Source organism: Dinghuibacter silviterrae, from assembly GCF_004366355.1.
In the GTDB taxonomy this organism is placed as follows: domain Bacteria; phylum Bacteroidota; class Bacteroidia; order Chitinophagales; family Chitinophagaceae; genus Dinghuibacter; species Dinghuibacter silviterrae.
The window spans coordinates 1389125-1413157 of sequence record NZ_SODV01000001.1 but is presented as its reverse complement, the minus strand read 5'-3'; the positions used below and the strand labels follow the sequence as shown (position 1 = coordinate 1413157).

General features: G+C 56.7%; 20 protein-coding genes. 4 read left to right on the top strand and 16 right to left on the bottom strand.

The window, feature by feature from the left end; genetic code table 11:
• Positions 1–9: 9 nt before the first annotated feature.
• From EDB95_RS06285 to EDB95_RS06275, 3 genes are all read left to right on the top strand, one after another.
• Complete coding sequence (locus EDB95_RS06285; protein WP_133991658.1) at positions 10–948, top strand: DNRLRE domain-containing protein; 939 nt, start codon at positions 10–12, stop codon at positions 946–948.
• An 86-nt stretch (positions 949–1034) separates the two neighbouring features.
• Complete coding sequence (locus tag EDB95_RS06280) at positions 1035–1778, top strand: class I SAM-dependent methyltransferase (RefSeq protein ID WP_133991656.1); 744 nt, start codon at positions 1035–1037, stop codon at positions 1776–1778.
• On the top strand, positions 1775–2566 hold the full coding sequence (locus tag EDB95_RS06275; protein WP_133991654.1) for an FkbM family methyltransferase: 792 nt from the start codon (positions 1775–1777) through the stop codon (positions 2564–2566). Before EDB95_RS06280 ends, EDB95_RS06275 begins: the two co-directional genes overlap by 4 nt.
• Here EDB95_RS06275 and EDB95_RS06270 read toward each other — a convergent pair.
• The 16 genes from EDB95_RS06270 to EDB95_RS06195 form a co-directional block, all read right to left on the bottom strand.
• Entirely contained in the window at positions 2559–4496 is a 1938-nt protein-coding gene (locus EDB95_RS06270; RefSeq protein ID WP_133991652.1) for a KUP/HAK/KT family potassium transporter, read from the bottom strand. The genes EDB95_RS06275 and EDB95_RS06270 overlap by 8 nt on opposite strands.
• Positions 4497–4525: 29 nt before the next feature.
• Positions 4526–5722: an S-adenosylmethionine:tRNA ribosyltransferase-isomerase gene (locus tag EDB95_RS06265; protein ID WP_133991650.1), complete on the bottom strand. Its 1197-nt coding sequence runs from the start codon at positions 5720–5722 to the stop codon at positions 4526–4528.
• Between the two features lie 122 nt (positions 5723–5844).
• Positions 5845–7743 carry a cell division protein FtsZ gene (ftsZ, locus tag EDB95_RS06260; protein ID WP_133991648.1) on the bottom strand — a complete coding sequence of 633 codons (1899 nt, stop codon included), beginning with the start codon at positions 7741–7743 and terminating at the stop codon, positions 5845–5847.
• Positions 7744–7813: 70 nt separating this feature from the next.
• Positions 7814–9181 carry a cell division protein FtsA gene (ftsA, locus tag EDB95_RS06255; protein ID WP_133991646.1) on the bottom strand — a complete coding sequence of 456 codons (1368 nt, stop codon included), beginning with the start codon at positions 9179–9181 and terminating at the stop codon, positions 7814–7816.
• 31 nt (positions 9182–9212) lie between these two features.
• Positions 9213–10289, bottom strand: a complete 1077-nt coding sequence (locus EDB95_RS06250; RefSeq protein ID WP_133991644.1) for a cell division protein FtsQ/DivIB — start codon at positions 10287–10289, stop codon at positions 9213–9215.
• Complete coding sequence (murC, locus tag EDB95_RS06245) at positions 10279–11700, bottom strand: UDP-N-acetylmuramate--L-alanine ligase (protein WP_246073544.1); 1422 nt, start codon at positions 11698–11700, stop codon at positions 10279–10281. The genes EDB95_RS06250 and murC overlap by 11 nt, the downstream gene beginning before the upstream one ends.
• Positions 11700–12791, bottom strand: a complete 1092-nt coding sequence (gene murG, locus EDB95_RS06240; protein WP_133991643.1) for an undecaprenyldiphospho-muramoylpentapeptide beta-N-acetylglucosaminyltransferase — start codon at positions 12789–12791, stop codon at positions 11700–11702. The genes murC and murG overlap by 1 nt, the downstream gene beginning before the upstream one ends.
• Positions 12781–13986 carry an FtsW/RodA/SpoVE family cell cycle protein gene (locus tag EDB95_RS06235; RefSeq protein ID WP_133991641.1) on the bottom strand — a complete coding sequence of 402 codons (1206 nt, stop codon included), beginning with the start codon at positions 13984–13986 and terminating at the stop codon, positions 12781–12783. Before EDB95_RS06235 ends, murG begins: the two co-directional genes overlap by 11 nt.
• Positions 13983–15323, bottom strand: a complete 1341-nt coding sequence (gene murD / locus EDB95_RS06230; RefSeq protein WP_133991639.1) for a UDP-N-acetylmuramoyl-L-alanine--D-glutamate ligase — start codon at positions 15321–15323, stop codon at positions 13983–13985. The genes EDB95_RS06235 and murD overlap by 4 nt, the downstream gene beginning before the upstream one ends.
• The gene (gene mraY, locus EDB95_RS06225; protein WP_133991637.1) at positions 15323–16606 is read right to left on the bottom strand and encodes a phospho-N-acetylmuramoyl-pentapeptide-transferase; all 1284 of its coding nucleotides are present in this window, start codon (positions 16604–16606) and stop codon (positions 15323–15325) included. Before mraY ends, murD begins: the two co-directional genes overlap by 1 nt.
• A gap of 1 nt (position 16607) precedes the next feature.
• Positions 16608–18074: a UDP-N-acetylmuramoyl-L-alanyl-D-glutamate--2,6-diaminopimelate ligase gene (locus EDB95_RS06220; protein WP_133991635.1), complete on the bottom strand. Its 1467-nt coding sequence runs from the start codon at positions 18072–18074 to the stop codon at positions 16608–16610.
• A complete protein-coding gene (locus tag EDB95_RS06215; RefSeq protein WP_133991633.1) occupies positions 18074–20149 on the bottom strand; it encodes a penicillin-binding protein in 2076 nt (691 codons plus the stop codon). Before EDB95_RS06215 ends, EDB95_RS06220 begins: the two co-directional genes overlap by 1 nt.
• Positions 20150–20152: 3 nt before the next feature.
• The gene (locus EDB95_RS06210) at positions 20153–20458 is read right to left on the bottom strand and encodes an FtsL-like putative cell division protein (RefSeq protein ID WP_133991631.1); all 306 of its coding nucleotides are present in this window, start codon (positions 20456–20458) and stop codon (positions 20153–20155) included.
• Between the two features lie 2 nt (positions 20459–20460).
• The gene (gene rsmH, locus EDB95_RS06205) at positions 20461–21369 is read right to left on the bottom strand and encodes a 16S rRNA (cytosine(1402)-N(4))-methyltransferase RsmH (RefSeq protein ID WP_133991629.1); all 909 of its coding nucleotides are present in this window, start codon (positions 21367–21369) and stop codon (positions 20461–20463) included.
• Complete coding sequence (mraZ, locus tag EDB95_RS06200; protein ID WP_133991627.1) at positions 21362–21820, bottom strand: division/cell wall cluster transcriptional repressor MraZ; 459 nt, start codon at positions 21818–21820, stop codon at positions 21362–21364. The genes rsmH and mraZ overlap by 8 nt, the downstream gene beginning before the upstream one ends.
• Before the next feature lie 262 nt (positions 21821–22082).
• Positions 22083–23411 (bottom strand): sensor histidine kinase, encoded by a 1329-nt coding sequence (locus tag EDB95_RS06195; RefSeq protein ID WP_133991625.1) that lies wholly within the window; start codon positions 23409–23411, stop codon positions 22083–22085.
• 66 nt (positions 23412–23477) lie between these two features.
• On the opposite strand from EDB95_RS06195, the gene EDB95_RS06190 reads away from it, so the two are divergent.
• Positions 23478–24029: a YqgE/AlgH family protein gene (locus EDB95_RS06190; protein ID WP_133991623.1), complete on the top strand. Its 552-nt coding sequence runs from the start codon at positions 23478–23480 to the stop codon at positions 24027–24029.
• The last annotated feature ends 4 nt before the right edge of the window (positions 24030–24033 follow it).

Here is a 24033-nt window from a genome sequence, read left to right as displayed (position 1 = left end):
ACCTCCCCGATGAAAAAGCTTATCACTTGCGCCACACTTTGTTCTGCTTTGATGTTCGTAAACTGTAAGAAAACGACCATCCCGCTACCCCCGACGATCACGATCATCCCGACACCGGCCGTACAACTACCGGCCGACACGGCTTCGCTCAACGCCATCGTTACGGCCAAAGGGGGCAACACCATTGCCCAGGAAACCTGGAGCCAGCTTTCCGGTCCCAACACGGCGACCATGGCGAACGCCAGCAGCGCTTCCACGCCTATTTCCGACCTGATCGCGGGTACCTATGTCTTCAAACTGCAGGTAACCTCCAGCGACGGTCTTAGCGTAAGTGCCGAGGACACCATCGTGGTCAAATCCTCGACGGTATACACGCTCACGCTGAAGCCCACGGACAATCCGAACGAGGTGGACCTTTGGGGAACGCCTCAAAATACCGACTTCGGTACCAACCCGTTGAGCCCTGAATTCGACGCCGAATATTGGACAGTACACGGCAACCCGGCAATTATCCGCAGCCTGGTTTCCTTCGACCTGAGTAGCATTCCTACGACGGCCAGCATCCTCACCGCTACCCTTAGCCTGTATTCCGATACGACGCCGTTGAACGGGAACCTGATCGACGCCAACTACGGTGCCGGTGACTCCATCGTGATCCGTCAAGTGACCTCTCCGTGGGTGGCCACCACCGTGACCTGGCCTACACAGCCCAGCGTCACCGACACCAACCAGGTGCTTCTCCCCGCTACTGCACTGCCCTTCCTTAACCTGCCCTCGATCAATGTCACGGGCATCGTATCCAACCAGGTCTCCACCGGTACGAACTATGGTTTCCAATTGGCCCTGCAAAATGAAGCGGGACCCTATATTTCCAGGATCTTCTGCTCCAGCCGGTATTCCGACAGTACCCGGCATCCGAGTCTGACCATCACCTACTCTATTAAGTGATTATCAATCAGTAAGCATAATTAAAGGGGGCCTCGGGCCCCCTTTTTTGTTATACAATTCAAAATCAACCCTTACCTTTAGCCCCCATGAAAAGAATGTTTCAAAAGGCCAATACTTTTATAAAGGATTTATCTTATGCGTCAAGGGTGGGGCTACTTCTGGCGCCTTTTCGTCACCTTTTCCGTTTCCTGCTAAACTTCTCCCTCATCTCCTCCTGGATCAACAAGCATAGCGGTAAAATTGCTTTTTCCGACTTCTACCGGCCCTTTCGGAATTATGAAGACCGTGTAAAATTGCACGAGTACATCGTCCGGCAGGAAGGTCTGGAGCAAAAACCCATTCACTACTTCGAATTCGGCGTCGCGGGTGGTTATTCTTTCAAGTGGTGGCTCAATGCCTGCAAAAACAACGACTCTGCATTTTTCGGTTTCGACACTTTTGAAGGCCTGCCCGAAAACTGGCATTTTTATAAGAAAGGGGACATGGCGTACGACGCACCCACCCTGGAGGACAAAAGGGCACGGTTTATCAAGGGTCTTTTCCAGGAGTCCGTCCCCCCTTTCCTGGAGGAATACCGGGACCATTTTATGAAAGCACCGGTGACCCGTGTATTGCATTTGGACGCCGACCTCTATACATCTACCCTTTTCGCGCTGACGGCCATGGCGCCGTACTTGCGTAACGGCGACATCATCATGTTCGACGAGTTTAACGTCCCCAACCACGAGTTTGCCGCCTGGACAGAATTCGTAAAATGTTACTACATCAAGTACGAGGTGCTGGGCGCGGTGAACAATTTTTATCAGACCTGTTTCAAAGTTATTAAATGAGCTGGCTCAAGGGCATATTGATACAAGTACTGGGTGAGCGGCGTTATCTACAGACCCTTTGTTCCTCCTTCCAGCGCTTTCTCCGGCTGGGTTGGCTCAATAAGTCTTTTTATCGGGACGTTTACTTCCTGAAAGAATACATCCGGCCGGGAGATACCTGTATTGATATAGGTGCACACCTGGGGTATTACAGTTTCGAGCTTTGCCGTCTGAGCGGTGAAACAGGTGCCGTCTATGCCGTGGAACCGATTTCAAAGTTCAACAGCGTGATCGAACGATACATGCGGCGTCACGCCTACCCCACGCTTCGCCTTTTTAAGGTGGCGCTCGGGGGAGACGGAGGCACCGTCGCCATGGGCATTCCGCAGGTGGGCGCGCGCAAACGCTTTGCTTACGCCAAGATCATCGAAAAAAGCGACGCCTTCGACTTCGTCGAAACCGAACAGGTAAGGAACGAAGACCCCAACGAGCTTTTTGGCCACCTTCCCAAGATCGATTTTATCAAATGCGACGTTGAGGGATTTGAAGTGCGTCTTTTTGCCAAAATGCAACCCACCGTCGCCCGGTACCGCCCGATGATCGTGTGCGAGCTCAACGCCGTGACCGACCGTGCCGATATGGCCCGGATGCTGGAGCCCCTGGGCTACGCATGTTATTTCCTCGAAGGGTGGAAATGGAGAAAGATCGATGCCTACGGACCCACCACCTATTTCCCGCACAACTATTATTACCTGACCGCCGAACACATCAAAGCCCACAAGGAGCTGGTGGGTACGCCCCTCAATTGACCCTGTGCAACCGCAACTGCGATACCGGGGAAACGATGAGCGGAAATTTCTCCACGGTCACGTATGTGGGGTCGAGTCCAAACCCCCTTTCCTCGGACAACGAGATTTCCTTTAGATAGAAATAGGCCCTCATGATCAGGCGTTCCCAAAAGGGGAGTTCGTTGTCATGGGATAGAAATTTCTCCAACACGACAAACTGGAAATCGCCCACCACGTTGTTGCGTTGTAGCGACTCGTACCGGCTCACGATATTCACCTCTTTGTTCAGCACCATGTCCTCCACCACCTTCCGGAACATGAGCTGGATGCGCTGTTCTACCCGGAAGCCAAACCGGAAATCGACCCGGATGACCTCGTTGGGGATGATGGTGGACACCACGTATTCGCAGGTATAAGGATCATCCAGGATCTCCACGTGGACGAACCAGTAGATGTCCGCACGTTTGGGTTTCCGGTTCAGGATGGAGTACATGATCTTGTGCTCGATTTCCTTTGGACTGAGCGCGCTCGTCATAAAGACCAGGTGCGTGGAAAACTTCGTCACCGTCATGTCGTTCGACAATTCCTGTAGCATGGGCAGGTAGTGTTCCAGCTGCACGAATTCCACATACCGGTTTTTGATTTTTCGGGAACGGAACCAGACATACATGACCAGGAAAAGAAGCCCGCCGACAATCAGCGTGACAAAGCCTCCATGGTGGAACTTTTTGAGGTTGGCAAAAAGAAAGCTACACTCTATGGTCAGGTAGACCGAAAGATACAGGTAGATCCATCCCCTGGCCACCCGCCGGGATACCAGGAAGTTGGCAAACAACATGGAGGTGGCCAGCATACACAGGGTGATGGCCAGGCCATACGCGGCCTCCATATTCGAAGAGGAACGGAAGTAGAGGACGATCCCCGAACACCCGACCCAAAGCAGCGCATTGATTCCCGCGATAAAAAGTTGTCCCCGCTCTTCCGTCGGATAGTTGATTTTCAATTTCGGCCAAAGATTCAGCCGCATCGCTTCGCTGATCAGGGTAAAAGATCCGGAAATCAGGGCCTGGCTGGCGATGATCGCCGCCATCGTGGCGATCACGATCCCGATGATCCTGAACCAGGCCGGCATGATCGCAAAAAAGGGGTTTCCCGTCCCCTGGTGCGCGAGCAGGTATGCTCCCTGACCCAGGTAGTTCAGGATCAGACAGGTCTTGACAAAGATCCAGGAGATGCGGATGTTGCCCCTCCCGCAGTGCCCCAGGTCCGAATACAAGGCTTCCGCACCGGTGGTACAAAGAAACACCGCTCCCAGCAGCCAGAACCCGCCCGGGTATTTGGTCAGCAGCACGATCGCATAAGATGGAGACAATGCTTTGAAAATACCCCAGTCATCCGCGATATGCGGCAAGCCCACCACCGCCAGCATTGCGAACCAGATAAACATGATGGGCCCGAACAATTTCCCGATGTTCATCGTCCCGAACTGCTGGGCGAAAAACAGGATGGCCAGGATGACCAGGACGATGTACATGATAGACGTCTGGGTGATCCCGGCGAAATGAGGTATCTGGCGCAGCCCTTCCACGGCGGACGTCACCGATATGGGCGGTGTGATCATCCCGTCGGCCAGCAACGCCGAGCCCCCGATCATCGCCGGAAACACCAGCCACTTGCGACGTCTGCGCACCAATGCATACAAGGAAAAGATCCCCCCTTCCCCCCGGTTGTCCGCTTTCAGGGTCAGGATCACATACTTGATGGTGGTTTGTAGCGTGAGTGTCCAGATGATGCAGGACAGGGAACCTAAGATGAGCTCCTCACTGATGACGCGCCCGTTGATGATCGCGTTGAATACATAAAGCGGGGAGGTACCAATATCGCCGTAAATAATCCCCAATGCAATCACCAGTCCCGCCAGGGTTACGTTGTTTAAGGACCTTTTGGCCAAGGTTGCGTGTTTCTTTAAAGGTAGGCTTTCTATTTTTTGAACCAAAGAAGACTCCCATCCCCATAACTTAAAAACCGGAAATCATGTTCCAGCGCGTACGCATAGACTTTTTTCCAGTCCACTCCTATTAATGCCGCCACCAGCAGGAGCAGCGTCGATCCGGGTTGGTGAAAATTGGTCACCAGCGCCCTGGCCACCCGGGGCCGGTATCCCGGCGCGATCAGGAGTTGGGTTTGGGCGACCAGCCTGTCCCTTCCGTCCATCCATTCCAGCAAACCGTCCAGCGCCTGTTTTGTTGTCATCTCCTGGGGCAGATCCTCGTAGACCTCCCATTGCGTCAGGTCCAGATTTTTTGTGCCGCCCTGCGCCTTGACGCCCATCCAGTAAAGACTTTCCAGGGTGCGCAATGCCGTGGTCCCCACCGGAATCACAGGGCCTTTGGTGTCGCGTAAGGTTTGTATAAAGGTGCGCGTAACGTCGATCCATTCGGCGTGCATGACGTGGTCCTCCATCCGGTCCGCCTTTACGGGTTTGAACGTCCCCGCGCCGACGTGCAGCGTGACAAAACCGGTGTCTACGCCCTTGTCGCGCAGTGCTTCGATTAATCCTTGCGTAAAATGTAAACCCGCCGTCGGCGCTGCGACCGACCCGTCGGTTCGCGCGTACACGGTCTGGTACCGTTCCGTATCCAGCGCTTCCGATGACCGGTGGAGATAGGGGGGCAACGGAACAAGACCGGCGCGGTGCAATACCTCCGCGAAGTGCAGTTCCTCCGGCGTCCAGGTAAATTTCACCTGGTAGCCGTCCGGTACCTGGCCCAGTTTTTCTGCCGTCAGGGTGACGCCCTCCCAGGTGCGTATCAGTGCGCCCGTTTTCCACTTCCCCGCCCCGCCCACGAGACACTTCCAGGTGGCTTCCCCTTGTTGCATCATGGCGGTCGTGGGCTCAACGCCAAGGGCCTCCAGGCAAAAAATTTCTATCTGACCGCCGCTTTCCTTGCGGAACAGCAGCCGGGCTTCGATGACCTTTGTATCGTTGAAGACCATGAAAGCGTCCTGCGGGATGTGCGCGGGCAGGTCGCGGTAGGGGGCTTCGGTGATTCCTCCGTTTTTATATACCAGCAATTTGGAGGCGTCGCGTTCCGCCAGGGGGTATTGGGCTATCCGGTCCTCCGGAAGGTTATACGTATAATCGTTGATATTCAATACTCTTGGACCCTGCTTCATGCTGCAAAGGTAGGGCAGAAATAACAAGGGGCTGACGCAACGGTCAGCCCCTTTGTTTTGTACCACAATCAAAAAAACGCACTTGCCTGTATATAGGTTACGGACAGCGCCCTGGCGGGCTATCAATCCGGTTTTTTGCCTTCGAGGAAGGTGTTGATCGTGCTGATCTCCCCCTTGTTGTCCTCGGAAGACTTGACAGTATAATTGCTGTAGAAATTCTCGATGGAATTGACGGTATTGTACAGTTCCATATTCCGGCGCACGTAGGCGGGTACGGCTTCGAATTCGTTGCCCCCGTCCGGTGCATTAACGTTAAACGAAAGGTTGCGCAGTTTTTGAAGCCGTTCGGCAGCCTTACGGCGTTGCTCGTCCATCTCGTCCGGCCCCGGTTGTGTGGGTTCCGGGGTATACGGAAGAACAGGCTGGGGGTTCCGGGGTTGAGAAGGCTGATCTTTGATCACGAGTTGCATGTCAAACGTCGGCGCTTCCTCCGGGAAGGATGGGGTGGGCTTGGGCGCCTGGGGCTCTTCGTCATAGATGTTGGAAGGGCGGGCCAGGAAACCGCGGCCGGTGGTGTCCGGGCGGGCCGTGGGGCGCGAAGGCGGCACCGGCGTTTTCGAGGCGTCGGGCGTGCCCGTCGCGGGGCGCGCGGCGGCCTGGGGCTGCGCGGGCTTCGGCGCTTCGGCGCGGGCGGCGGCCGGTGGCACTTCCGCGCGGGTGACCGTCGGCGGTACTTCCGCCGAGAGGTCCTGCAAGGGCATCACGATCTTTTCCTCTTTAGCCGGAGCTTTTGGATTGTCCACCCGGCTGATGAAGAAGTCGCCGGCGGGCGCAGCGGGTTCTACGAGGCTGGGGGCCATGCTGTCCGGCGGCGGTATCGCGGCGGCGGGTGCCGGCGCGGCGGCAGAAGGCGCGGTCGCCCGACCGGGCTCGGCAAAAAGCGCTTGTTGTCCGTTCGGCTTCTTCTCGTTAGTCTCCATCTGGAGCGTCATCACGATCTTTTCCTCCGGAATGGGCGCCTGCATAGCGGCGGCCTTTTCGTCGGCCGTCAGACCCTCGTGTTCAAAACCGGTGGCGATCAGCGTGATCCCGATCTTGCCCTGGAGGCTGCTGTCGTAGCCCAGACCCATGATCACATCGGAATTCGGACCGGCCTGGCTGAGGAGGTAGTTCTGGATGATGTCCACCTCGTCCATAGTGAATTCGTGTTCGCCTTCGGCGGAGTTGATGTTGATGAGGATCCATTTGGCGCCGCGGATATCGTTGTCGTTGAGCAGCGGTGAATTGAGCGCCTGCTCGATGGCGCGTTGGGCCCTGTTGTCTCCTTCTGCCGCTCCGCTGCCCAGGATGGCGACACCTCCGTTGCGCATCACGGTACAAACGTCCGCAAAGTCAACGTTGATCTGACCCGTGCTGTTGATGACATCGGTGATACACTTGGCTGCAGTAGCCAGGACGTTGTCCGCTTTTGCAAAGGCTTCCTTCATCTTGAGGTTGCCGTATTGATGACGGAGCTTATCATTGCTGATGACGAGCAGGGTATCCACGTGGTCCTTGAGCCGGTTGATCCCCTCCTCCCCTTGCTGGATGCGTTTCTTGCCTTCGTAAGTAAAGGGCGTAGTGATGATCCCCACGGTGAGGATCCCCATTTCCTTACAGATGCGGGCCACGATTGGTGCGCCGCCCGTTCCGGTACCACCGCCCATACCGGCGGTGATAAAGGCCATTTTTGTATTGACCTCCAGGATGCGGCGGATCTCCTCCAGGCTTTCTTCGGTGGCCTGGCGCCCGATCTCGGGGTTGGCCCCGGCGCCTAATCCCTGGGTAAGGTGAGGGCCCAGTTGTATCTTATTGGGCACCTTGCTATTGGCGATCGCTTGCGCGTCCGTATTGCAGATGATGAAGTTTACACCCTCTATCCCCTGGCCGTGCATAAAGTTTACGGCATTGCTCCCACCGCCCCCGATACCGATGACCTTGATGATGGAAGACTTTTCCTTCGGCAAATCGAAATGAATCATACACACTGTTTTTAAAATGGTTAGTAAGTATCGAGGGTACGGGGTATCATTAACGGTGTCGCGACACCTTTTACAATTGGCTGTCTTCTTCTTCCTTGAACAGGTCGATCAGACCGTCTTTGATCGAATCCATAAAATTCTTGATGTTCTTTTTGCGCTTCTTGACCTTGATGGTTCCGATCCCTTCCTCCCGGTCCAGCGCCACTTCGGTGACGTCCTGTTCTTCCTTGACGGTCTTTTTCTTCCCGCCTTCGTGGAGCAGGTTTTCGTTGTTCTCATAGACGTTATAGCCTTTGAGGATAAGCCCGATACAAGTGGCGTACATGGGCTTGGCGAGTTCCTCAATATGCCCGGCCGCCAGGTGCTCGTTGGGGAAGCCGGTACGGGCGTTTAACCCGGTCACGTATTCTGTCAACTGGATCAGGTGCTTGAGCTGGGCACCGCCACCGGTAAGGATGACGCCGCCGTTGAGCAGCCGGTTGTCCAAACCCACCTGTTTGAGGTGATAGGTAACGAAGTCCAGGATCTCGCTCATGCGCGCCTGGATGATGTGTGCCAGGTTCTTGACGCTGATTTCCTTCGGCGCCATCCCCCTCAGACCGGGGATGGTGATAAAGGCATTCCCCTTGGCCTCGTCCGACAGGGCGGAACCAAACTGCACCTTCATCTGCTCGGCCTGGGTCTTGAGGACGCCTAAACCGGTCTTGATGTCGTTGGTGATGTTCTCCCCGCCAAAAGGTATAACGGCCGTGTGTTTAAGGATGCCTTCATAAAAAACGGCCAGGTCGGTGGTGCCCCCGCCTATATCCACGATGGCCACCCCGGCTTCGAGGTCGTGCTCGCACATCACCGCCGCGGCGGAAGCCAGTGGCTGCAACACGAGGTCGCGGGTGCGCAACCCCGCCTTGTCGACGCTGCGATGGATGTTGCGGATGGCATTCTTGTCACCGGTGATGATGTGAAAGTTGGCGCCCACCTTTACACCACTATAACCGATCGGGTTGGGAATATTCTGGAAATTATCCACCGTGAACTCCTGCGGGATCACGTCGATAATCTGGTCCCCGGCCGGGATATAGGTTTTGTACTGGTCGTTGATCAGTTGGTCTATCTCCCGCTGGCAGATCTCTTCATCCGTGTTTTGGCGCACAATATCACCCCGGGTCTGGAGGCTTTTGATGTGATGCCCGGCGATCCCCACATAGACCTCGTTGATTTCGAGGTTTGGGTTCGAGGCATAGCAGTTCTCCAGGGCCGTTTGGATGGCCTTGATGGTCTGGTCGATGTTGAGGACCATCCCATGTTGGACACCGTTTGAGTTCGCACGACCAAACCCCAGGATCTCCAGTTTGCCATATTCATTTTTCCGGCCCGCTATGGCTGCGATCTTTGTGGTGCCGATGTCCAGCCCCACAATGATGGGTTGTTCGTTATACATATAATACCTTGTTTTTATCGTTGAACATAATTCACTTTTTCTTTTTTGGCGGCAGCACGGCTTTCGGCTTTTGGCCGCCGGAGCCCGGCTTCGGAGCGCCGGCCGCGGGTTTCGTCGCGCTGTGCGCGGCCCCACTCGCGGCAGCCGCCGCTCCCGCCCCCTCATCCGGCACCAGCGACCGCGTACTATCGATGTCCGGTACCGGTTCCCGCGGAACGGGCGCTGCCCGGACAACAGTGTCGCGCATCGCCGTCCGCCCCTGCTCGATCAGGTCCTTTAACAGGGCCGCCGCCTTGGCGGTGTCGATCGAAGCGCTTTGGGCGTCGCGCCGTACACCGATGATCTCACCCGTGTACCGGGCGTCTACGACGGCGTACTTGTTCCAGCCCACGCGGGGGATGACGCGCTCGTAAAACACTTTAAGACGGGTGAACTTACGGTCCAGGTCGCTGGTGTCGCCGATCCTCAGGACGTAGTCCCCCACGGCGGGTACCAGTTCGAACTGGCGGGCGTCGTTGACGTCGACCTGCTGGACCATGTTCATCCAAAACGGATGGCCCTGCAGGTAAACGCTGAGTGCTGCAATCTCCCGTGCCAGGGCGGTGTCCGGCCCATTCCAGTTCCTCTTGTCCAGCGGACAGGAGGTAAAGACCGGAAGAGGAACGGGAAAGTAGTCTTTGAGCGGAAGACGGGCGCCGTCGAGGTCTACGTAGAAGGACGAGCCTTCCTGTGTAAACAACCGGGCGACCGGTTCCCTTTCGATCACTTTTACCCACAACACTTGTTTGCTATCAAAGAACAAATCCGCTTTTTTTACCCAGGGGTTGTCCCCTATCCTTTTCTCCAACCTCCGGATCGAAATGGACCCGGAAGGCGTCCCCACGAGGTGGCGGGTATGCTGGTCGGTCAGGATGGCCTCCAGTTCCGCGCTGTCTACCATCCGCCGTCCCGTCCCGCTGATCTCAATCCGCACCGACTTACACAAAGCGCGGTTCTGGTGACGGATGGCCGCCACCAGCAGGGTGGTGCCGCCTGCCGCGACCAGGAGCCAGAAACCCCATACCAGGATCTTTCTCCACTTACCATATCGTTTCCCCTCATCTCCCATTTTTAAGTCTTTCTGCCACGGGCGCCACCAGTGCGTCGATGTCGCCGGCGCCGGCCATGATGATGAGGCGCGGCGCGGCCAGCGGGCCAGCGGCACCGGCCGAAACGCCTGAGGCACCGGACAAAACGCCCGCGGCGCCGGTGGCGTCCAAGGCGTTGGCGGCCCACGCCAGCAGCTCTTCCTTCGATAGTATCCGCTTCCGCGGATTTTTCATCTTATCCAAAATCAGCTCGCTCGTCACCCCTGGCATGGGTAACTCCCGGGCCGGATATATCGGCAACAAAATAACTTCGTCCGCTCCATCGAGGCTGGCCGCAAACTCCTGCGCCAGGTCCCGTGTCCGCGAAAAGAGGTGGGGCTGGAAAACCACGGTACAGGTGCGCCCGGGAAAAAGATCCTTGGCACCGGTGATCAGGGCCCGGAGTTCTTCGGGGTGGTGAGCGTAGTCGTCGACGAGCACCACTTCGGGGGTCCGGAGGACGTATTCGAAACGGCGGTGTACGCCCTTGAAAGCGGACACGGCTGACCGTATGGCATTCGAATCGATCCCCAATTGGTGGGCCACGGCCACGGCGGCGAGGGTGTTCTCGACGTTGTGGCGGCCGCCCATGTGGAGCACGACGCCTTCGAGCACGGCACCCGGCAGGGCGACGTCGAAGACGTAGGCCCCGTCCTCGGGGCGCAGACCGACGGCGTGGACGCTGGCCGACGCGGAGGTGAGGCTGTAGGTCAGATGTTGGGGGAGGTCCACCTCGCGCGTGAGCCCAAATTTGGAAAGCAGCCATCCGCCGGGTTTCACGCGGTTGGCAAACGCAATAAACGCCTCCTCCATGGCCTCCGCCGTCCCATAGATGTCGAGGTGATCCGGATCCATAGCGGTAATGACCGCCATAGACGGGTCGAGCTTCAGGAAGGACCGGTCGTATTCGTCAGCTTCCACAACGCAGACATCCGCGCGGGTGCTCCAGAAATTGGTATTGTAGTTCGCGGCGATCCCACCGAGGAAAGCGGTGCAGCCATACCCGCTGTGCCGCAGGATGTGGGCGGTCATCGTGGTGATGGTGGTCTTGCCGTGGGTACCCGCGATACAGATGTTGAACGTCCCCGAAGTTATCCGTTGCAGCACGTCACTGCGTTTCATAAGCGGGACGCCGGAAGAGCGGTAGTAGGACAAGATCACACTGGTGGCGGGAATCGCAGGGGTATAGACAACCCATTCGGCAGCCGCATCCACCGACGAAAGAGAGTCGGCATAATACAGGGAAGCCCCCTCCGCCTCAAGGGCGGCTGTAAGCGCTGTGCGCGCCCGGTCATACCCGCTCACGCGAACCCCGCGCGAGAGGAAATACCTCGCCAGGGCGCTCATCCCGATGCCGCCGATCCCTACAAAATATATACGCGTCGGTTCCACTACCGTTTAATCAGTTTTAAGACCTCCCTGGCGATCCGTTCGTCTGCGTCGGGAATCGCGAGGGCGGCAATGTTTTTTGTCAATTGGGCCTGTAAGGAAACATCGGCTGCCAGACCGAGCAACACGTCGATGAGCCGCGCGGAGGCCTCGCCGTCGGGGACGATGAGTCCCGCCTCATGGCGGACGAGGTTCATGGCGTTGACGGTCTGGTGGTCCTCCGCCGCGTAGGGGTAGGGGACAAAGACCGTGGGTTTGGCCGCCACGCAAAGCTCCGCGATGGTGGACCCGGCGCGGGAGACGACCACGTCGGCCGCGGCGTAGGCCATTTCCATGTGCGTGATAAAGGCCGAGGTCCAAACGCCTTTAAAACCGGCGACAGCCTTGAGCGCCCGCTCCTCGTATAGCTTGCCCGTTTGCCAGATGACCTGGTAACCGGCGTCGACGATGCGGGACAGCCCGGCGTCCATGGCCTCGTTGATGCTCTTGGCGCCGAGGCTTCCGCCGGTGGCGAGGATCACTTTGCGCGCGGGGTCCAGTTGGAAATACCGGACACCGTCTTCCCGGGTGACACGGGCGGACGCAATGGAGTGCCGCACGGGGTTACCGGTTTGCACAATCCGGCCGGCCGGGAAGAAACGCTCCATGCCATCGAACGCGACGCATATCGTACGGGCCTCGCGTCCGAGGATCTGGTTACTTTTCCCCGCAAAAGAATTCTGCTCCTGGATAAGGGTCGGTATACCGCGCTTTTGCGCCTGCCGGAGCATGGGAAAGCTGGCGTACCCGCCCACGCCGACGACGACGTCGGGTTTGAAGCGCCGCAACACCGACTGGGCGGTGAACAAACTTTTAACGAGTTTCCAGGGCAGGGTTATATTTTTCCAGGGCGCACTCCGGTTCATCCCCGCGATGTCGAGCCCGACGATGGGGAAACCGGCCTGCGGTACTTTTTCCATCTCCATTTTGCCCTTTGCCCCTACGTACAACAGCTCCGTGCGGTCGTCGAGACGCATCAGCGCCTGTCCGATCGCCAGGGCCGGAAAAACGTGACCTCCGGTACCACCACCCGCTATGATAATCTTATTGCTCATCTGTGACGACCTCCCCTTCGTTTTGCTCCACATTCCGTCCGACGCTCAGGATGATCCCGATCGCAAGGGCGGTAAACAAAAAGCTGCTTCCCCCCATGCTGACCAACGGCAGCGTCACCCCGGTCACGGGGAACAGGTTGACGTTGACCGCCATGTTTGCCATGGCCTGGATCACCAGTGTAAAGCTGAGGCCCAGGGCCAGGAAGGCCCCGAAGGCATAGGGACACTTCCGGAAAAGCCGGATACACCGGATGAGGAAAACCAGGTAAATAAATATGATCAGCGCCCCGCCCACCATGCCGTATTCCTCTATAATGATGGCATAGATAAAATCGCTGTAGGGATGGGGCAAAAAATTCCGCTGGGTACTGTTGCCCGGACCCACCCCCAGCCAGCCGCCCTTGGCAATGGCGATCTTGGCCTGTTGGATCTGGTAGGGGGCGTCGTCTTTTTTGGCATACACAAAGTCTTGTACCCGGCCGATCCAGGTGCCGATGCGGCCTTTCGATTTCAGCGTCGAAACGACGCCGGGCTTCGAAACAGGCTCGTGATGTCCGTCATACGTGGCCATTGCAATACCTACGAGCGATACAACGGGGATGGCTGCCACGACGATGGTCAATAAAATATGCGCGACCCGGACGCGCCCGATAAAGCACAGCAACAGCCCGGTGGCGCCCGTCAACAACGCCGTCGACAGGTTGGCCGGGGCGATCAGCAGACAGGTGATTGCAATCGGGGTGATCACGGGCAGGAATCCTTTTTTGAAGTCCTTGATGACGTCCTGTTTCCGGCTCAACTGCCGGGACACGTACATGAACAACGCCAGCTTGGCCATGTCCGAGGTCTGGAAGGTCATGTTGATGACCGGGAGCCGGATCCAGCGGTTGGCGTCGTTGAGGTTGGTCCCGAAAAAGAGCGTATAGATCAGGAGCGGGATGGAGATCAGGTACAGGATCAGGGCGACTTTTGAATACACGATATAGTTCACCCGGTGGGCGACATAGATGATCAGGATCCCCAGGGCGATAAAGGCGAACTGTTTGAACAGGTATACCTCCGTGCGCCCCTTGTACATTTTGTACGCGAGGGAGCCGGTAGCGCTATAGACGACCAGAAGGCTGGTGACGGCCAGTAGTACGACCATCGTCCAGATCACCTGATCCCCTTTCGTCCTGTTCAATAATAAGTTCATAGATTCTTTACAGCATCCTTGAATTGTTGACCCCTGTCTTCATAGTTCCGGAAAAGGTCGAAGCTTGCGCAGGCGGGCGACAGCAACACAACGTCGCCCTTCACCGCCAGGCGGAACGCCTGTTGCACGGCCTCCTCGGCGCTGGCCGTGTCGACCATCACCGGCACCTTGTCCCCGAGCGCCTCGTGTATCTTGGTATTGTCGATACCCATGCAGACGATGGCTTTTACTTTCTCCTTCACGCCTTCAAACAACAGGGAATAATCGTTCCCCTTGTCCACGCCACCCAAGATGAGCACGGTGGGTTTGGTCATGCTTTCCAGGGCGTACCAGGTGGAATTCACGTTGGTGGCCTTGGAGTCATTGATAAATTCAACACCACGGATGTTGGCCACGAACTCCATGCGGTGTTCCAGGCTTTGGAAGGTCGTCACCGCCTCGCGGATCTTGTCCTTCCGGATCCCCATGGTCGAGGCGGCGACACCGGCCGCCATCGTGTTGTACTGGTTGTGTTTACCTTTAATGGCAAAATCGTCGACGCTCATGACAAGGGGTTCGTCCCCTGTCTTGACGTGCATTTCATGGTTTTTGATAAAAGCACCCCTGCTCGGTTCCTGGTTCATGCTAAATGGAAGTGGGTTAGATAAAAAATGGTATTGCTTCAGGTATTTCATGGTCACGGGGTCGTCCGCGCAATAGATAAAAAAGTCCTCCGGCCCCTGGTTCATGGCAATCCTGAATTTCGATCGTATATAGTTTTCAAATTTGTACTCATACCGGTCGAGGTGGTCTTCTGTGATGTTCAGCAACACCGCCACGTCGGGCCGGAACTTGTCGATGTCGTCCAGCTGGAAGCTGCTGATCTCCGCCACGTACACTTCCTTGGGGTCCAGCGCTACTTGTTTGGCAAAGCTGATCCCGATGTTTCCCACCAGGGCACAATCCAGACCTGCGGTCTTGCAGATATGGAAGGTCAGGGCCGTAGTCGTGCTCTTCCCGTTGCTGCCGGTGATGGCGATGATACGGCTGTCTCCCTTGAAGCGAAATGCGAGCTCGATCTCGGAGATCACGGGTATACCCGCCGCCCGGATCTTTTTGACCATCTCGTTTTTCTCCGGGATGCCGGGACTTTTCATGATCTCATCGGCGGCAAGGATTTTGTCTTCCGAGTGTCGGCCTTCTTCGTAGCGGATGCCAAACTCCTCCAGTTCCTCCTTATAGGGTTCCTTGATGACCCCGGCGTCCGATACAAAAACATCATACCCCTGCCGTTTGGCAAGGATAGCCGCGCCCACACCGCTTTCGGCCGCACCGAGTATGATGAATTTTTTTGCCATTAGCGAATTTTCAGTGTGACGATCGCAAACGCGACGCAAAGGATCGTTACGATCCAGAACCTCGTCACAATTTTTGCTTCGTGATACCCTTTCTTTTGATAGTGGTGGTGGAGCGGGCTCATCAAAAAGATCCTCCTGCCCTCACCGTATTTCTTTTTCGTGTATTTGAAATAAGACACCTGGATCACCACGCTCAGGTTTTCCACCAGGAACACCCCGCAAAAGATGGGGATCAGGAGCTCCTTGCGCACGATGATGGCCAGGGCCGCGATGATCCCGCCAAGCGTAAGGCTGCCCGTATCCCCCATAAAGACCTGGGCGGGGTAGGCGTTGTACCAGAGAAAACCCACACAGGCCCCGATCAGCGCACCGATAAAGATCGACAGCTCGCCCAGGTTGGGGATATACATGATGTTGAGGTAGTCTGCAAAAAGAATGTTCCCGCTGGCGTACGCAAAGATGCCCAGGCACACCCCGATCACCGCGCTGGTGCCCGTCGCGAGACCGTCAAGACCGTCGGTGAGGTTGGCCCCGTTCGATACGGCGATGACGATGATTACAACGATGGCGATGTACAACAACCAGCTCAACCCCCGAAGCGCCTGCGGCAGCAAACGGGCGTAGTTGAACTCGTGTGTTTTGACAAAGGGAATCGTGGTGATAGGTTCCTTGGCTTGTACAAAGACCCGCTCCTTGCCATTAAAAGGAACACGCTTGATGACCGCGGTATCCGTCGTGGGTGCTTTGTCTCCGATAAACTCCCGGTAGGTCTTCGTGTTGTTGTTGAACAACAGCGTCGCACCCACGGCGACGCCCAGGACCACCTGTCCCAGTACCTTGAACCAGCCCGCGAGACCATCCTTGTCGCCTTTTTTGTAAGGAATACCTTGTTCCCGGGCGATGCGTTTGGCCCGTAACTTCAGGTAGTCGTCCACAAAACCCACCAGGCCCAGCCAAAGGGTTCCGAAGATCATCAAACGGATATAGGCTTTGTGGAGGTCCGCCAGCAGCAGGGTCGGTACGATGATGGCCAGGATGATGATGATCCCGCCCATGGTCGGCGTTCCCTTCTTTTGCTGTTCCCCCGCAAGACCCAGCTCGCGTACGGACTCCCCGACCTGTTTGGCATGCAGGATGCGGATCAGGCGTTTCCCAAACACCATGGTCACGACCAGGGACAGGATAACTGCCAGGAGCACCCGGAACGTGATGAACTGGAACAAGGCCCCGCCGGGGATCTTGGCTCCACTGGATCGTAACCATTCGAAGAGTTGGTACAGCATATTATTTTTCTAATAGTGCAAACAATTCTTTTAAAATCGCTTTATCGTCAAAGGGATGTTTCACCCCTTTGATTTCCTGGTATTTCTCGTGTCCTTTGCCCGCCACTAAAATGATATCTCCTTTCCCCGCCAGGGTGATGGCGGTCTTGATGGCCTCTGTCCGGTCGGGTACGACCAGGTATTTCCGTTTGGCGGCGCTGCCCAGCCCTGACTCCATGTCCCGGAGGATGTCCATGGGGTCTTCACTCCGGGGATTGTCCGCCGTCAGGATGACCCGGTCGCTGTGCTCGCACGCGACCTCCGCCATGACGGGGCGCTTTGTTTTGTCCCGGTCTCCCCCGGCGCCCACTACCGTGATGATCTTTTCACCGCCTTTGCGGAGCTTTTGGAGAGTGCTCAGGACATTGAGCAATGCATCGGGCGTGTGGGCATAGTCCACGATCCCCATGATCCGGTCCACTGGGGACACGATATAGTCAAAGCGGCCTTCGGCCCCGGTCAGGGTACTCAGGACCTGCAAGACCGTGGTTTTGTCTTCCCCCAGGGCTACCGCCGCTCCATACACAGCGAGCAGGTTATACGCGTTGAACTCCCCGATCAGCCGGAAATGCACCTCTATATCGTCCACAACCATGACCAGACCCGTGAGCTCGTTTTCCAGGATCTTCCCCTTGACCTCCGCCAGTGTCCTCAGGCTGTAATAGGCCTTGCGGGCCGGCGTGTTCTGGAGCATGACCGTCCCCCTTTTGTCGTCGGCGTTGCTGAGCGCAAAGGCCGTGGCGGGGAGGTTATCGAAAAATGACTTCTTGACCCGTATATATTCGTCGAACGTTTTATGATAATCCAGGTGGTCATGGGTGATATTGGTAAAAATGCCCCCTGCAAAAACAAGCCCCGCCACCCGTTGCTGATGGATGGCATGGGAACTCACTTCCATAAAAGCATGCGTACACCCGGCTGCAACCATATCCGCCAGCAAGGCATTCAGCTCTATGGGATCCGGGGTGGTGTGGGTCGCCGCTACGACCCGGCCGGCGATTTCGTTTTGCACGGTCGACAGGAGACCGCAGGTGTACCCCAGTCCTGTAAAAAGCTTATACAACAACGTAGCGACCGTCGTCTTCCCATTCGTCCCCGTGACACCGACCAGGGTCAGGTGCGCGCTGGGTTCTCCATAAAACTGGTGCGCCATCTGACCCGCGGCGGCGGCACTATCCCGCACCTGTACATAGGTGACCCCCGGCCGTTGTTCCTCCGGCATCACCTCGCATACGACCACGACGGCCCCCTTGTCCAGGGCCATCGGGATAAACTTGTGCCCATCCGACAGGGTTCCCTTCACGGCGATAAAACAACCGCCCACTTCCGCCTTGCGGGAATCCAGGGTCAGGGAAAGGACCTCCCTGCCGGTATCTCCCCGGACTTCCAGAATGTTCACCTTGTATAATATGTCCTGTAGTATGCGCATTATCCAAGTTGTAAATAGATCGTTTCTCCCCTTTTGATTTGCGTGCCCGCCGGTAAAGACTGGGCAAGAACCTTGCCTCTTCCCCTGACGGATACCTTTAGCCCTTTGTTCTCCAGGAGGTACAGGGCGTCTTTCAACCCCATCCCCTGGACGGAGGGGATCCCCTGTGCGTCCGGCGTTTTTTCAAACGACCAGCGGAAACCCTGCGCGGGCCCGGTGACCCCTGTCACCCAGCCCGTATCGGGTACTTTTACCCCCAGCCCCGACCACACCGACGCGTTGCCGGAGAAACTGACCATCGAGGAATCCATGACCAGGTTCCGGTCGTTGCCTTTTGTATACAGGGCATACAGTTGGTCCGACACCTCCCGGAAAACCGGTCCCGCCACTTTAGCCCCAAGGTAGACGGCCGCGTGGGGTTTGTTGCGGATCACGACGATACAGGTATATGCCGGGCGGTCCGCCGGGAAGTACCCTACGAACGAGGACTGGTATATATGGTCCTTGTATCCTTCGGTCCCGTTGGCCACCAGCGCCGTCCCCGTCTTGCCGGCGATTGGGTAGACGGGGGTATTGAGTGACTTGGCGGTCCCCTCGATGACCACCCCTTCCAGGCACGATTTCAACAACCGCAGGGTGGCATCGGAGCAGATCTTCGGACGGAGCACCACCGGTTCAAAGGTCCGGACCGTATGTCCATACTCCCGGATCTCCTGCACCAGGTAGGGCTTTAGCATCGTCCCATTGTTCGCCACTGCATTATACAGCGTCAGCGTTTGCAACGGGCTGACGAGTTCTTCATATCCAAAGGCCATCCAGGGCAGGGTAGTGGCGCTCCAGGAACGGTTTTTCGGGGTCTTGACGACCGGCCGGCCTTCGCCGGACAGGTCAATGCCCGTCACCGAATCCATCCTGAGCGCCCGGACGTGGTTGACGAACTGATATGGATTGTTCTCGTACGCCCCATACGCCAGCTTGGCCATCCCCACATTGGAGCTGGCCTCGAAGGCTTCCTTGACCGTCACCTCCGGTTTATCGTCCCGTTCCGCGTCGTGCACCGTCCGTCCGTTCACCGTCCATTCGCCGCCTTGGATGTTGACGTAGTCCTGCAGACTGACTTTATGGTCCTCCAGGAGAGACATCAGCGTAACCAGCTTAAACGTCGACCCCGGTTCGGTCGTCGACACTGCGTAGTTATAGTCCTCCCAATAGGTCCCATCCTTTTGCAACCCCAGGTTGGCCATCGCCTTGATCTTACCCGTAGCCGTTTCCATGACGATGCAGGTGCCGTGCACCGCTTCGTTCTGCGCCAACATTTTCAGAAGGGCATTCTCGGCTATGTCCTGTATGGTCACGTCTATGGTGGTTACAATGTCTTTTCCGTTCTCCGCGTCGATTTCCGCGCCCTCCACCGGGACCATGGTGCCCCCGGCGATATAGCGCACCAGGCGCTTCCCGGTCTCTCCCCTCAGCGAACTGTCGTAGGTCGCTTCTAGCCCCACGTTGTGTACGTTTTCCCGTGCCAGGCCGATCGTCCGGTTGGCCAGGAGCCCGTAAGGCGTAAGGCGCTTTTCGTGCACTTCCTCTATAAAACCGCTTTTGTTCCTCCCCAGCCGTACCAGCGGGAAGGTGTGGAGTGTCCTGTATTGTTCGAAGGTGATGTTCCGTTTCAAGAGGTAATACCGGTTCTTGGCGTTATATCCTTGTTCCAGGGCCCGTTTGTAGGCACCGGGTTTTTCATCGGCAAACAACCGCGCGAGGCAACCGGACAGGGAATCGATGGATTCCCTAAAGCGCAGCCCGTTCTTTTCCCTCAATCCATCCGCCCCGAAGTCGATATACACGTCGAAATAGGGGATGGACGTCGACAGCATATTCCCTTCGTCGTCATAAATCGTTCCCCTTTCCGCCTCGATTTCTACATAGCGCTGATGCAGGCTGTCCGCCATGCTCCGCCAGTGGGCGCCCTCGATATGCTGTATGTAAAAGGCACGACCCAGGATGACCAGCGCCAACACGACGATACCCAGATAACTCAGGTACACCCGCCATAGTATGTCGCGCTTTACTTCCATCCTTTATAGTGTGTCTTTCACCGGTATCGGCGGCGTCTGCAAGGGCTTTAACCCCAGCGGCGCCACCGCTTTTTCCACTTCGCTTTCCTTACTCCGCAAGAGGATCTCTCCCTTTACGGTTTTATATTCATATTCCAATTCTTTCAACTCGCCGGAGGTCCGGCTGATGTTCCTTGACACCTTGTCGGCATAGTGACCGTTGTAGATATACACGATCGCCAGGGCCGCCAGGAAAAGGAAATACGCCATATTGTCCACCAGCCACTGATACCCCAGCCAGCGTTTCCAGTTCTTGCCCTGTGTTGCCATAGTTATTTTTTTGCCGCTACCCGTAGCTTGGCACTCCGGGAACGCGGGTTGCGTTTGTATTCTTCTTCGGACGGCAGGACGGGCTTCCGCGTAATCACCTCCAGGGGCGACGCCGTTTTCTGCCGGCCGTACGGATTCGTATCCTCCTCCTGTTCCTCCCAGGTTCCGCTTTTGAAGAACTGTTTCACCAGCCGGTCTTCCAGGGAATGAAAGGTAATGATCGCCACCCTGCCCTTTTCCACCAGGGCGCCCGGCACCTGTTCCAGCAGTACCTTCAAAGCCCCCAGCTCGTCGTTGACCTCGATGCGCAGCGCCTGAAAGACCTGGGCAAAGTACTTTTTGGGGTTCCCCTTTACAACCCCCTGCACGGCCTGCATAAACCCGGGGATCGTTGCCAGGGGCATCACCTTGCGGACCTCGACGATCTTACGGGCAAGGGTACGCGCATTGGTGACTTCCCCGTAGCGCTCGAAGAGCTTGTGGAGCTCGGCCTCGCCGTACTGTTCCAGGATCTGCGCGGCCGTCAGGGTTTGGCGCTGGTCCATCCGCATGTCAAGGTCGCCCGCGGAACGGGTGGAAAACCCCCGGTCCTCTTCGTCGAACTGGTGGGAAGACACCCCCAGGTCGGCCAGGATCCCGTCCACTTCCGGCACCCCGTGCAGCCGCAAAAAGCGGGCAAGGTGCCGGAAGTTCTGGGGCACGAAAATCACCCGCTCGTCCGGCGGCACGTTCCTGGCCGCGTCCTCGTCTTGGTCAAAAGCGATCAGCCGCCCTTTGGCGCCCAACCGTTCCAGGATCGCCCGGCTATGTCCGCCGCCCCCGAAGGTGCAGTCGACATAGGTTCCGTCCGGTCGGATGGCCAACCCTTCCAGTGCCTCCTCCAGGAGCACCGGAACGTGGTACTCAGACATCGTCCAATCCTCCCATGACTTGCAGTGCCAGGTCGCTAAAGGCACTGGCGTCGTATTTATCAAAGAGCTGTTGATAGGTTGTTTTGTCCCATACTTCTATCTTCTTCACCGCGGACGTCAACACGATGTCCTTTGTCAACCCGGCGTACTCGGACAAATTTTTGGGGATCAGGAACCGGCCCGCCGTATCCGCCTCCAACAGGGTGGCCCCGTTCAAAAAGTATCGCCGGAACTCCCTGACCTTCGGATCGAAGTCATTGAGCCGGCTGATCCGTTCGAAAATGGGATCCCACACGGATTTTGGATACAGGGTCAGGCATTTTTCAAACCCCCGGTTGATCACAAAAGGCACAACCCCGTCCTCTCCCAGCTGGCGTTTAAAGCCTGCGGGCAGCAGGAAGCGCCCCTTGGCGTCCATTGTTGCCTCATACTCACCTAAGAAACCCATCATGACGGGGGATTTGGAGGATTTTTCCCTATCCTACACACAAAATAACATATTTTCCCACTTTTTCCTCCAAAAGCCGTTCCAGATTTTTTTCCACAAATGGGGGTATGCCCAAAGGCCCTTTGGGCCCGCATTTGGGGATAAAGGTCGCTTCGGATGTGCGCCGGCACTGTATAACCTGTGCGTAAGGGCGGTTTTGCCGTGGATTACGTGTGCACAAGGCCGGTAGAACGGTGCCTTGCTGCTGGGTGCGCGGCCTGGGGACTTATGACGCGAGGGGGAAATCGAGGATGAAGGTGCTGCCCTTACCCAGGGTACTGTCGACCCGGATCTTGCCGTTGTGGGCGTCGACCATGGACTTCACATAGCTCATACCCAGGCCAAAGCCCTTCACATTGTGGAGATTCCCGGTGTGGGCGCGGTAGAATTTCTCGAAGATGCGGCCGATCGTTTCGCGGGACATGCCGATGCCGTTGTCTTCGATGACGATGCGGATCATCTTGCCGGTGTTGCGGGTGGAGACGCGGAGGCGGAGGTTTTCCCGGGAGTATTTGACGGCGTTGTCGAGGATGTTGCTGAGGAGGTTGACGAAATGGACCTCGTCGGCGGAGACCAGGTCGCGGGTGGCCTGGAAGTGCGTATCCAGGACGCCGCCTTTCTGTTCCAGTTGGAGGCGGAGGTTGTCGATGGCACTGGCCAGGAGGTCGTGGGCATGCAGGGTTTTGCGGTTGAGCTGGACTTCCTGTTTGTCCAGTTGGGCGGCCTGGAGGATGGTCTCGACCTGTTTGTTCATGCGCCGGTTTTCCTCCTTGATGATCCCGGAAAAATATTCCAGTTTCTGCCGGTCCTGTAGCACCCGTTCGTTCCGGAGGGCATCGACCGCCAGGGAAATGGTGGCCAGGGGCGTTTTGAACTCGTGCGTCATGTTGTTGATGAAGTCCCCCTTGATCTCCGACAGCTTTTTCTGTCTCAGGGCCGAATTGACCGTCAGGAAAAACGCGGCGATGATGGTCAGGGTGAAAAAGATGGCCGCCGCGATCATCCAGCCGATGGAGCGCAGCACAAAGGATTTGTAGTTGGGCAAAATCAGCACCATGACCTCGTCGGCCGAAAAAGCATCCCACATCCGTTCCGCCGGGGGAATGAGGGCATAGCGGAAGGTCAGGTTGTTCACCGAATCCTTGAGCAGGTTCTGGAAGTTATCGGTTTCCAGGTCGTGGTAGTTGGCAAAAAGGTTCCCGGCGACGTTGGTAAATACCGAGAATTCAAACGGGCTGTTGCCAAGACCGCGGGAAGCAAAAGCTTTTTTTAATTTTTCCTTGATCGCAAAGGTGGTATAGCGCTTGGTCACCGAAAAATGGCTGTAAAAATCGTTGTTGGGCATACCGGGCATGAGGGGTACGGTGAGCGCGTTCTGGGTCGGCCGCGGGGCCACCAGTTGGGAACCCACTTCGTCCAGGATCGAGTAGACATTTTCCTTCAGTTGCTCTTCCTTCACCAAGGCCGCATTTTGTATCCATTTGAACTGTACATAGATGATCCCCAACAAGGAAATGGTGATCAGGGCAATGATGACCGGCAGCGTTCGCTTCATATACCAAAAATACAGATCTGGCGCACAAGTCGTGGATTTTCGCTGTTAAAGTGGTACCTTCCTTACATGGAAAAGCCTGCCCCTGGGATATTGCTGATCGCGGAGCCCTTTTTAAAAGATCCGAACTTCACCCGTACGGTTATTTTGCTGACGGAGCACCAGGATACCGGAAGTCTTGGTTTCGTCCTGAACAAACCCCTGGAATATACCCTGGAAGACCTCATCCCCGAGGCCGCGGGACTGAAACTGCCGATCTTTTCGGGCGGCCCTGTCCAGGTGGACACGCTTCACTTCCTCCATTGTCACCCGGACACCATCCCCGGCAGCCGGAGGCTGGTGGACGGCCTGTCCTGGGGCGGTGACTTCGAACTCACCCTGTCGCTCCTGCGCAATGGGGACATCACCCCCGGGAGCATCCGGTTCTATATCGGGTACAGCGGTTGGAGCGAGGGTCAGTTGGACGCCGAGCTCGAAGGCAAGACCTGGCTAACGGTCGAGGCCAAACGAAGTATCGTATTCCATCAACCTTCCGGAGATATCTGGAAGGAGGCGCTGCGGTTGATGGGAAAAGAATATGAAGTCATGACTAACTTTCCGATCGACCCGCAGCTGAACTAGCACA

Excerpts from the sequence above, each read along its gene's own strand:
- EDB95_RS06285 (WP_133991658.1), top strand. The coding sequence starts at position 10 with ATGAAAAAGCTTATCACTTGCGCCACACTTTGTTCTGCTTTGATGTTC.
- EDB95_RS06280 (WP_133991656.1), top strand. The coding sequence starts at position 1,035 with ATGAAAAGAATGTTTCAAAAGGCCAATACTTTTATAAAGGATTTATCT.
- EDB95_RS06275 (WP_133991654.1), top strand. The coding sequence starts at position 1,775 with ATGAGCTGGCTCAAGGGCATATTGATACAAGTACTGGGTGAGCGGCGT.
- EDB95_RS06265 (WP_133991650.1), bottom strand. The coding sequence starts at position 5,722 with ATGAAGCAGGGTCCAAGAGTATTGAATATCAACGATTATACGTATAAC.
- ftsZ (WP_133991648.1), bottom strand. The coding sequence starts at position 7,743 with ATGATTCATTTCGATTTGCCGAAGGAAAAGTCTTCCATCATCAAGGTC.
- ftsA (WP_133991646.1), bottom strand. The coding sequence starts at position 9,181 with ATGTATAACGAACAACCCATCATTGTGGGGCTGGACATCGGCACCACA.
- EDB95_RS06250 (WP_133991644.1), bottom strand. The coding sequence starts at position 10,289 with ATGGGAGATGAGGGGAAACGATATGGTAAGTGGAGAAAGATCCTGGTA.
- murG (WP_133991643.1), bottom strand. The coding sequence starts at position 12,791 with ATGAGCAATAAGATTATCATAGCGGGTGGTGGTACCGGAGGTCACGTT.
- EDB95_RS06235 (WP_133991641.1), bottom strand. The coding sequence starts at position 13,986 with ATGAACTTATTATTGAACAGGACGAAAGGGGATCAGGTGATCTGGACG.
- murD (WP_133991639.1), bottom strand. The coding sequence starts at position 15,323 with ATGGCAAAAAAATTCATCATACTCGGTGCGGCCGAAAGCGGTGTGGGC.
- mraY (WP_133991637.1), bottom strand. The coding sequence starts at position 16,606 with ATGCTGTACCAACTCTTCGAATGGTTACGATCCAGTGGAGCCAAGATC.
- EDB95_RS06220 (WP_133991635.1), bottom strand. The coding sequence starts at position 18,074 with ATGCGCATACTACAGGACATATTATACAAGGTGAACATTCTGGAAGTC.
- EDB95_RS06215 (WP_133991633.1), bottom strand. The coding sequence starts at position 20,149 with ATGGAAGTAAAGCGCGACATACTATGGCGGGTGTACCTGAGTTATCTG.
- EDB95_RS06210 (WP_133991631.1), bottom strand. The coding sequence starts at position 20,458 with ATGGCAACACAGGGCAAGAACTGGAAACGCTGGCTGGGGTATCAGTGG.
- rsmH (WP_133991629.1), bottom strand. The coding sequence starts at position 21,369 with ATGTCTGAGTACCACGTTCCGGTGCTCCTGGAGGAGGCACTGGAAGGG.
- mraZ (WP_133991627.1), bottom strand. The coding sequence starts at position 21,820 with ATGATGGGTTTCTTAGGTGAGTATGAGGCAACAATGGACGCCAAGGGG.
- EDB95_RS06195 (WP_133991625.1), bottom strand. The coding sequence starts at position 23,411 with ATGAAGCGAACGCTGCCGGTCATCATTGCCCTGATCACCATTTCCTTG.
- EDB95_RS06190 (WP_133991623.1), top strand. The coding sequence starts at position 23,478 with ATGGAAAAGCCTGCCCCTGGGATATTGCTGATCGCGGAGCCCTTTTTA.